Raw genomic sequence first — 1,751 nt, 5'->3', positions numbered from 1 at the left:
TGCCGGTGTGGGCCGGGAACAGATGCAGGAACCGTGAGGTGGACAGGCCACAGCCGATGGGGAGGGAGCGGGCCGTGGTGCTCCTTGCCCCGGCCGACCCGGCGACCGATCTCCGTGTCGTGAGCCGGGGTCCGCCGCCGTCGTCCGGTCAGGTCCCGCTCCCTCCGTGACACGCGGGGAGCGCCGGCCGAACGCGCAGGCCCACCGGCACGGCACCCCCCGCCCCCCGGATGGAGCGGTGAAGCACGGATGGCAGCTCCGGACGAAAGGAGTTCACGTGGCCGTCTCGCGTCGGAGGTTCATGACCTCCGTGGTGCCCGGGTCCGCTCTCGCCGCGGTGTCGTCGTCGCAGCTACTGTCCGCGCTGGGCAGCGCGGCCCGCGCCGACAGCCCCGTCGGGGACGTGGTCGGGAAGATCACCGTCGGCTACCAGGGCTGGTTCGCCTGCAAGGGCGACAGCGCCCCGATCAACGGCTGGTGGCACTGGAGCGCCGACATGAGCCAGAGCCCCTCCCCCTCCAACACCACCATCGCCGCCTGGCCCGACATGCGCGAATACACCAACACCTACCCCACCGCGTACGCCAACCTCAACAACGGCCGGCCCGCCACCCTGTTCTCCTCCTACGACCAGCAGACCGTCGACACCCACTTCCGCTGGATGCGTGAGAACAACATCGACACCGCCGCCCTGCAACGCTTCAACCCCATGGGCGGCGAAGGCCCCACCCGCGACGCCATGGCCACCAAAGTCCGCACCGCCGCCGAGGCCAACGGCCGCAAGTACTACATCATGTACGACGTCACCGACTGGACCAACATGCAGCCGGAGATCAAAACCGACTGGCTCAACAAAATGAAAGCCCACACCACCTCACCGGCGTACGCCATGCAGAACGGCAAACCCGTCGTCGGCATCTGGGGATTCGGCTTCAACGACCCCAAACGCCCCTGGGCGCCGGCCCCCTGCCTGGAGGTCGTCAACTGGTTCAAGAGCCAGGGCTGCTACGTCATGGGCGGCGTGCCCACCCACTGGCGCCGTGGCGTCGAAGACTCCCGCCCCGGCTTCCTGGACGTCTACCACGCCTTCCACATGATCTCCCCCTGGATGGTCGGCCGTATCGGCACCATCGCCGACGTCGACCACTTCTACACCAACGTCAACCTCCCCGACCAAGCCGACTGCGACGCCCACGGCATCGACTACCAGCCCTGCGTCCTGCCCGGAGACGTCACCACCCGCCAGCGCCGCCACGGCGACTTCATGTGGCGCCAGTTCTACAACATGGTCCGCGTCGGCGCCCAGGGCATCTACATCTCCATGTTCGACGAGTACAACGAGGGCAACCAGATCGCCAAAACCGCCGAAACCCTCGCGAGCGTCCCGGTCAACTCCGGCATGCTCGCCCTCGACGAGGACGGTACCGCCTGCTCGGCCGACTACTACCTGCGCCTGACCGGCGACGGCGGCAGAATGCTCAAGGGCCAGATCGCCCTCACCGCCACCCGCCCCACCCCACCCGTGGTGTCCGGCGGGGGCGGCGACACCACCAACCTGGCGCGGGGCAAGGCGGTGGCGGCGAGCAGCCACAACATGAACTTCATCCCGCCGAACGCGGTCGACGGTGATTCGAACACCTACTGGGAGAGCGCGAGCAACGCGTTCCCGCAGTGGATCCAGGTCGACCTGGGGGCGGCGGTGCCGGTCGGCAGGGTGGTGCTGAAGCTGCCGCCGCCGGCGGCGTGGCAGG

The 1,751-nt window shown here is 68.6% G+C and carries 1 protein-coding gene; it reads left to right on the top strand.

From position 1 onward, the window contains the following. Positions 1–277: 277 nt before the first annotated feature. On the top strand, positions 278–1,751 hold a 1,474-nt coding region (locus ABZ260_RS50715), incomplete at its 3' end, for a discoidin domain-containing protein (protein WP_355633056.1).

The sequence above is a fragment of the Streptosporangium sp. NPDC006013 genome, from assembly GCF_040614275.1.
In the GTDB taxonomy this organism is placed as follows: domain Bacteria; phylum Actinomycetota; class Actinomycetes; order Streptosporangiales; family Streptosporangiaceae; genus Streptosporangium.
The sequence above is the reverse complement of the archived record's forward strand: the minus strand, read 5'-3'. Positions and strand labels throughout refer to the sequence as shown.